A 6,938-nucleotide genomic window follows, 5' to 3' on the forward strand; every position below is an offset into this window, starting at 1 on the left:
CATCAACACGGCAACTACATCAACACGGCAACTATAGAAAAGTGTACTGCCAGCGTAACATTTAAGGTCAGTAAAAGTGTAGACAAGGCAATTCCTGCTATCCCTCCTATACTCCAAAATCCATGGAATGATCCTATTATCTTTTTCTCAAATCTCTTTTGTAGTGTTAGTGTTTGCGTATTTACTGAAATATTAAATATTCTGGTAGTAAAAGCGAATACACAAATTGCAAAAACAAGACTAAATGTATTGTGTGCAATTCCTATCAGCGCCAGTGAAAGCGCATTTAATGCATAGCCAACTGTTAACGGTACACGACTATTGTATTTGGAAACTAACCACCCTGAAATAGGTAGCCCGATTAAAGAACCGACCGGCATTGCCAATAGAATACTTCCTAATTCTGCTTCATTAAATCCAAAAGCGGTTTTAATCGTGGGAATTCTTGAGGCCCAGGTAGCAAAGCTAAATCCTGAAATGAAAAAGAAAAGGCTTAAGAAAAACCGATGTTTACTATTTGAAATCATTAATTTGAGATGAAAAAAAATAAAATTAATCACCCTAAAATGCAGCTAGTCGTAATTAATAGGCTACAAATGTAAACAATTCAAATTGGAGCTGAAAAAACTATTTAGCAAGTTGATCAGATTATTTCTATATGTGCAATATTGAAAATTAAACACACCCGTTCCCTGGTGCTTCCTTTACGCTGCTTCGAGGATTCTTCGAGGATGATTTGAAATACCTCAGATGCATCCTCGAAGCACGGCAGAAGAAGGGTTCAACCATAACTGAAGCATACAGATAGAATTAGCATAGATAATTTACTTAGGATTCTCCTATTTGTTTTTCCAAAAAATAACATAGCTTTACAAAAAACTTTAGGGGTGCCTTGCGCTGAGATATACCCTTTGAACCTGATGCAGTTAGTACTGCCGAAGGGAAAAGTAGAAGCAAATCTATTGCTATCTTTTCGTCCCGTTATGGGCAATCTCTATAGTTTTTCCAAATTAGCTAAAGATGGAAATAACTGTAAATCAACAAAATCACCAATTTAACAACCCTTGTTCTGTAGAACAAATGCTGTCTGTTATTAACGTTCAGGCTAAAGGTATCGCTGTAGCCATCAATCAAACCATTATTTCTAAGTCTGCCTGGGCCGAACATGAGCTAAAACATGGCGATCAGGTAATCCTAATTAAAGCCACCCAGGGTGGTTAATGCCCCAATCATGTATTAAATCAATCCTTCATTATAAATTAAAGTATTTATGAAAAGTGAAAAAACTCCAACCGAAGAAGTGATCAGCCGTAGTCCCTTCCCTGCCTCACGTAAGATTTTTGTAAAAGGACAATTGCACGATATTGAAGTTGCCATGCGCGAGATCAGCTTAAGCGATACCAAAATCCACAATGGCTTCGGTTTAACAGAACCAAACCCTCCGGTAACAATTTATGACACCAGCGGCCCCTATACCGATCCAAATGCACATATTGATGTAAGAGAAGGTCTGCCTAGATTAAGAGAAAAATGGATAACCAACAGACAAGATGTTGAGCAGTTAGATCACATTTCTTCTGATTATGGTCAGCAGCGCCTGGCCGACAGCAAATTGGATTCGTTGCGTTTTGCTTATATCAACAAACCTTACAAGGCAAAAAATGGCGCTAATGTTTCTCAAATGCATTACGCAAAAAAAGGCATCATTACTGCCGAAATGGAATACATTGCTATTAGAGAAAACCAAAGAATAGATCTTTTAAATGAGCAACTGGGTGCACAATACGCTGTAATGAGTCATCAGCATAAAGGTCATAGCTTTGGCGCAAATACCCCAAAGGGATACATTACCCCAGAGTTTGTTCGTCAGGAAGTGGCTTCGGGCAGGGCGGTAATTCCTTGTAACATTAACCATCCTGAATTAGAGCCAATGATTATTGGCCGTAATTTCCTGGTTAAAATCAACGCCAACATCGGTAATTCGGCCGTAACCTCTTCTATTGAAGAAGAAGTTGAAAAGGCAGTATGGGCATGCCGATGGGGTGCAGATACGATAATGGACTTATCAACCGGAAAAAACATCCACGAAACACGCGAATGGATTATTCGTAATTCTCCGGTTCCAATTGGAACAGTTCCAATATATCAGGCCTTAGAAAAAGTTAATGGAAAAGCCGAAGATTTGACCTGGGAGCTGTTTAGGGATACTTTAATTGAACAGGCCGAACAAGGTGTAGATTACTTTACTATACATGCTGGTGTGTTATTGCGCTACATCCCGCTTACGGCAAAAAGGGTAACCGGAATTGTATCAAGGGGCGGATCCATTATGGCTAAATGGTGCCTTGCACATCATAAAGAAAGCTTTCTTTATACTCATTTTGAGGAAATCTGCGAGATCATGAAGGCATACGATGTGTCCTTTTCTTTAGGCGATGGTTTAAGGCCCGGTTGTATAGCCGATGCTAACGATGAAGCTCAGTTTGCTGAATTGGAAACGCTTGGTGAACTAACCAAAATTGCCTGGAAGCACGATGTACAAACTATAATTGAAGGTCCTGGTCATGTACCGATGCACCTGATTAAAGAAAACATGGAGAAGCAACTGGAACATTGTTCTGAAGCTCCGTTCTATACATTAGGCCCCCTAACTACTGATATTGCTCCGGGTTATGATCACATCACATCAGCCATCGGTGCTGCCATGATAGGTTGGTTTGGGACTGCAATGTTGTGTTATGTTACCCCAAAAGAGCATCTCGGATTACCAAATAAGAAGGACGTTAAAGATGGTGTGATTACCTATAAAATTGCCGCTCATGCTGCCGATTTAGCAAAAGGCCATCCTGGTGCGCAGTACAGAGATAACGCTTTAAGTAAGGCAAGATTTGAATTTAGATGGGAAGATCAGTTTAATCTTTCTCTTGATCCGGATACGTCAAAGGAATTTCATGATGAAACTTTACCTGCTGACGGAGCAAAGATCGCCCACTTCTGCTCGATGTGCGGGCCTAACTTCTGCTCGATGAAGATCACTCAGGATGTTAGGGAGTATGCCGCAAAGCAGGGAGTTGATGAACAAGATGCACTGGCAAAAGGGATGGCAGAAAAATCGAAAGAATTTACAGAGAAAGGCAGCGAAATCTATTTGTAGATGAACGTAATTGTTATTGCAAATCCTTGTATGGTTGACAATGAATCAAATATAATTAATCAACTATTTGAAAGTGGATTAGATATATTTCACTTAAGAAAAGATTCATATACAAGAGCGCACTATAATCAGCTGATTTCTGAAATAGATGAGGCATATCATAGCAGGATTGCATTACATGATTATCATGAGCTTGCAGGCGACTTTGGGATTAACAGGCTGCATTACAAGGAGGCGCATAGGAAACAATTACAGGAGGCTAAAACGATGCTTAACTTTAATGACACTGTATTGAGTACATCTATCCATCAGCTTGAGGATATTAATAATTTGCAAGAATTTGACTATGCTTTTTTTGGGCCGGTGTTTAACAGCATATCCAAACCAGGGTATGCTGGTGTGCTTAATCGGGACTTTATTTTACCACAGCGTTTAAACAACACAAAACTGATTGCGCTGGGTGGAATTGATGATAAAAATGCCGAAGCGCTCAGTTTAATGGGTTTTGATGGAGTGGCCGTACTTGGATTTATTTGGAATGACCCTTCTAAAGCGATCAGTAATTTTAAACGTATACAGGAAAGATGATAGCAAACAGACCATATGCAATTAGTATTGCGGGATTTGACCCCAGTGCAGGTGCCGGTGTTTTGGCCGATGTAAAGTGTTTTGAGCAACACCATGTTTATGGCTTTGGCATCTGCAGTGCACTGACAGTGCAAACCGATAGCGAATTTTTAAAGAACAACTGGTTGGATTCACTTCAAATCATTGCACAGCTGGAGCCTTTAATGGCTCGGTTTAAGGTGTCGGCTTGTAAAATAGGACTGATAAAAGATGTCTCTGTTTTGCGAGAGGTGGTCAGTTTCCTAAGAGCTAAAGATTCTGATTTAAAGATCATTGTAGACCCGGTATTAAAGGCAAGCTCCGGTTATGAATTTCACGACTGGGCGAATGGGATGGAAATATTATCGCCTGTACTTGAACAGATAGACTTGATTACTCCGAACTACAATGAAATGCTAAGTTTAGGTGCTGAGGCAATGGATGTAAGCCATACCGCTAAGCTTTGGGCACAATACTGCGCGGTTTTATTAAAAGGAGGACATAGCATTGCTGCACCCGGCACTGATTATCTATATGAGCAGGATGATACTTATGAGTTTAGCTCGGGGGTTGATCAAATTCATCAAAAACACGGCTCTGGCTGTGTTTTATCGGCAGCGATTGCTGCAAATGTTGCACTTGGTTATCCTTTAAAACAAGCTTGCGGCAATGCTAAATTATATATCGAAAAATTCTTAAACAGTAACAATACCCTACTTGGGTACCATTCATTATGATTGATAAACTACACTACATATCACAGGAAACTGAAAACATCAGTCACTTAGATGCTATTAATAAAACACTTATTGCGGGTGCAAAGTGGATACAACTGAGGGTTAAAAACAAGCCTGAGAATGTAATTCTCGAACTGGCTATTAAGGCCAATGCACTTTGCAAAGCTTATGGAGCAAGGTTAATTGTAAATGATCATCCGTTAATTGCCCTAAAAGCTGGCGCTTATGGGTTGCATTTAGGTTTAACCGACATGCCAATTGCAGAAGCAAGAAGTATTGTAGGCGGGCAAATGATTATTGGTGGTACGGCAAACACTTTTGAGCATGTTAAACAAAGGGTTGCCGAGGGAGCTGACTATATAGGATTAGGCCCTTATCGGTTTACCAATACCAAACAAAATTTAAGCCCTATAATTGGTTTAGAAGGATATGAAGCGATTATGAAACAGGTTTCTATAGCTGGCATCACCACTCCTATTATTGCAATTGGAGGTATAGAATTGAATGATATTTCTTTGATTATGACAACTGGGGTTCATGGTGTGGCATTATCTGGTGCACTAACCAATGCAAATGATCCTGCCGCTGAGCTTGCACAAATGTACAGTGCGCTAAAGGTTTTAAACCCCATTAATAACTAACTATTATGTTAAAAATAGCAGACAAAACATTTAAATCCCGTTTGTTTACGGGAACCGGAAAGTTCAGTTCAGCTACTGAAATGGAAAAAGCATTGCTTGCTTCGGAATCGGAGCTAGTAACTGTGGCTTTAAAAAGAGTTGATCTGAAAGATAATGACGATGATATTTTAATACATCTAAATCATCCTCATATTAACCTTTTACCTAACACTTCTGGTGTCCGCAATGCAAAAGAGGCAGTTTTTGCGGCTCAAATGGCCAGAGAATCGTTAGAAACCAACTGGATTAAGCTTGAGATTCATCCAGATCCTAAATATTTAATGCCCGACCCAATCGAAACACTAATAGCCACAGAGGAACTGGCAAAACTGGGCTTTATTGTACTTCCCTACATACATGCCGACCCGGTTTTGTGTAAGCGATTGGAAGATGCTGGGACATCGGCTGTAATGCCTTTGGGCTCTCCTATTGGCAGTAATAAGGGCTTAAAGACAATAGACTTTTTAGAAATCATTATCAGCCAAAGTAATGTTCCTGTAATTATTGACGCCGGAATTGGTGCTCCTTCTGATGCTGCAAAGGCTATGGAAATTGGTGCTGACGCGGTTTTGGTGAACACTGCCATTGCAGTTTCACAACATCCTGAACAGATGGCCAGAGCTTTTAAGATCGCCGTAGAGGCCGGAAGAATGGCTTTTGAGGCTAAACTTGGTTCTGTTAATTTACATGCTGTGGCCAGCAGCCCATTAACCTCATTTTTAGATGACTAACTTCACCAACCTCTTCCAATCCTGCAACTGGGACGAGACCAGTAAAAGCATTTATGCCAAAACTAGTGTTGATGTGGAGCGTGCCTTAAATTCTTCTCAAAGAACATTAGAAGACTTCAAAGCGCTTATTTCGCCCGCAGCGGCTCCATATCTGGAACAAATGGCACAGATGAGTCAGCAGTTAACCCTTATGCGGAAATTATGCAGGAAATCGCCGTAATTAAAGACATGGGATATGACCACGTGTTGCTGGTTACCGGCGAGGCGAACCAAACCGTGCATACCGAATATTTTAAAAAAGTATTGGAACTTATTAAGCCTCACTTTTCTCATATATCGATGGAAGTTCAGCCATTGGATACTGAAGATTATAAAGAACTTACACCCTATGGGTTAAATACGGTTCTTGTTTATCAGGAAACTTATCATCAGGATGATTATAAAAAACATCACCCAAAGGGGAAAAAATCCAATTTTCAGTATAGATTGGAAACGCCGGATAGATTGGGACAGGCCGGAATTCATAAAATGGGATTAGGCGTGCTTATAGGTTTGGAAGATTGGCGAACAGATTCCTTTTTTACAGCAATGCACTTAACTTATCTTGAAAAAAGGTACTGGCAGAGTAAATACAGCATCTCATTTCCGCGTTTACGTCCATTTAGCGGCGGCTTGGAGCCTAAAGTTGTGATGAACGACAAAGAGCTGGTACAACTTATCTGCGCTTATAGAATATATAATGAGGAAGTAGAATTATCAATTTCTACACGTGAATCCATCGTTTTTAGGAATAATATTGTGAAATTAGGGATCACATCTATAAGTGCAGGTTCTAAAACTAACCCTGGTGGGTATGCCGTTGAGCCACAGTCGTTAGAACAATTTGAGATTTCTGATGAGCGCAACGCAAAAGAGATAGCCCAAATGATTAGTTCCCAAGGTTATGAACCGGTATGGAAAGATTGGGATGTCAGTTTAACAAAAAACTAATTAACCATGGATAGCGCTGAATTAAAGAGATATAACAGAC

General features: G+C 40.1%; 7 protein-coding genes, 1 pseudogene and 1 riboswitch. Of the genes and pseudogenes, 7 read left to right on the forward strand and 1 reads right to left on the reverse strand.

Annotation, left to right across the window (positions count from 1 at the left end):
* Positions 1–14: 14 nt before the first annotated feature.
* On the reverse strand, positions 15–527 hold the full coding sequence (locus AC1DDX_RS21440; RefSeq protein ID WP_477622566.1) for an MFS transporter: 513 nt from the start codon (positions 525–527) through the stop codon (positions 15–17).
* A 346-nt stretch (positions 528–873) separates the two neighbouring features.
* A riboswitch (TPP riboswitch) is annotated at positions 874–961 on the forward strand.
* Positions 962–1,020: 59 nt separating this feature from the next.
* On the opposite strand from AC1DDX_RS21440, the gene thiS reads away from it, so the two are divergent.
* The 7 genes and pseudogenes from thiS to thiH all read left to right on the forward strand — a co-directional run bounded on the left by thiS (position 1,021) and on the right by thiH (position 6,898).
* On the forward strand, positions 1,021–1,221 hold the full coding sequence (gene thiS, locus AC1DDX_RS21445; RefSeq protein ID WP_337717947.1) for a sulfur carrier protein ThiS: 201 nt from the start codon (positions 1,021–1,023) through the stop codon (positions 1,219–1,221).
* A gap of 49 nt (positions 1,222–1,270) precedes the next feature.
* Positions 1,271–3,154, forward strand: a complete 1,884-nt coding sequence (gene thiC / locus AC1DDX_RS21450) for a phosphomethylpyrimidine synthase ThiC (protein WP_477622567.1) — start codon at positions 1,271–1,273, stop codon at positions 3,152–3,154.
* A complete protein-coding gene (locus AC1DDX_RS21455) occupies positions 3,155–3,742 on the forward strand; it encodes a thiamine phosphate synthase (RefSeq protein WP_337717950.1) in 588 nt (195 codons plus the stop codon).
* On the forward strand, positions 3,739–4,497 hold the full coding sequence (locus tag AC1DDX_RS21460; RefSeq protein WP_288882792.1) for a hydroxymethylpyrimidine/phosphomethylpyrimidine kinase: 759 nt from the start codon (positions 3,739–3,741) through the stop codon (positions 4,495–4,497). The genes AC1DDX_RS21455 and AC1DDX_RS21460 overlap by 4 nt, the downstream gene beginning before the upstream one ends.
* Positions 4,494–5,138 (forward strand): thiamine phosphate synthase, encoded by a 645-nt coding sequence (locus AC1DDX_RS21465; RefSeq protein WP_172660352.1) that lies wholly within the window; start codon positions 4,494–4,496, stop codon positions 5,136–5,138. Before AC1DDX_RS21460 ends, AC1DDX_RS21465 begins: the two co-directional genes overlap by 4 nt.
* 5 nt (positions 5,139–5,143) lie before the next feature.
* On the forward strand, positions 5,144–5,908 hold the full coding sequence (locus tag AC1DDX_RS21470) for a thiazole synthase (RefSeq protein ID WP_288882794.1): 765 nt from the start codon (positions 5,144–5,146) through the stop codon (positions 5,906–5,908).
* Positions 5,901–6,898 (forward strand): annotated as a pseudogene (thiH, locus tag AC1DDX_RS21475) (2-iminoacetate synthase ThiH). The gene AC1DDX_RS21470 and the pseudogene thiH overlap by 8 nt, the downstream one beginning before the upstream one ends.
* The last annotated feature ends 40 nt before the right edge of the window (positions 6,899–6,938 follow it).

The sequence above is a fragment of the Pedobacter sp. 10L46_2 genome (assembly GCF_056395165.1).

Excerpts from the sequence above, each read along its gene's own strand:
- thiS (WP_337717947.1), top strand. The coding sequence starts at position 1,021 with ATGGAAATAACTGTAAATCAACAAAATCACCAATTTAACAACCCTTGT.
- AC1DDX_RS21440 (WP_477622566.1), bottom strand. The coding sequence starts at position 527 with ATGATTTCAAATAGTAAACATCGGTTTTTCTTAAGCCTTTTCTTTTTC.
- thiC (WP_477622567.1), top strand. The coding sequence starts at position 1,271 with ATGAAAAGTGAAAAAACTCCAACCGAAGAAGTGATCAGCCGTAGTCCC.
- AC1DDX_RS21470 (WP_288882794.1), top strand. The coding sequence starts at position 5,144 with ATGTTAAAAATAGCAGACAAAACATTTAAATCCCGTTTGTTTACGGGA.
- AC1DDX_RS21460 (WP_288882792.1), top strand. The coding sequence starts at position 3,739 with ATGATAGCAAACAGACCATATGCAATTAGTATTGCGGGATTTGACCCC.
- AC1DDX_RS21465 (WP_172660352.1), top strand. The coding sequence starts at position 4,494 with ATGATTGATAAACTACACTACATATCACAGGAAACTGAAAACATCAGT.
- AC1DDX_RS21455 (WP_337717950.1), top strand. The coding sequence starts at position 3,155 with ATGAACGTAATTGTTATTGCAAATCCTTGTATGGTTGACAATGAATCA.